The organism is Chryseobacterium sp. SIMBA_029, assembly GCF_046535275.1.
Lineage (GTDB): Bacteria > Bacteroidota > Bacteroidia > Flavobacteriales > Weeksellaceae > Chryseobacterium.
The window spans coordinates 1-238 of the sequence record NZ_JAWRXA010000822.1 but is presented as its reverse complement, the minus strand read 5'-3'; the positions used below and the strand labels follow the sequence as shown (position 1 = coordinate 238).

Sequence of the window (238 nt, the reverse complement as noted above, 5' to 3'; positions counted from 1 at the left end):
CTGTTTTTATTTTCTTTGTCATTTTACCTTGTTTTACAGATGCAAAGTTAGGAGAACAACAAAATCAATCAAATGTTTGATTATTGGAAAAAGATGTTCAAATGTAGGATTTTAACTTTCGAACTGATGTCTATATTGTCTGGGACTTACTTCAAGGTGTTTTTTAAAAAAGTGAGAAAATGCATACTGATCACTAAAACCAAGGATTGAAGAAATCTCCGAAACCGGCTTACTGGAA

At 31.5% G+C, this 238-nt stretch carries 1 protein-coding gene; it reads right to left on the bottom strand.

Features of this window, described 5'->3' with window-relative positions; translation table 11 throughout:
- Window positions 1–111: 111 nt before the first annotated feature.
- On the bottom strand, window positions 112–238 hold a 127-nt coding region (locus SB679_RS26175; RefSeq protein WP_410705332.1), incomplete at its 5' end, for a helix-turn-helix domain-containing protein.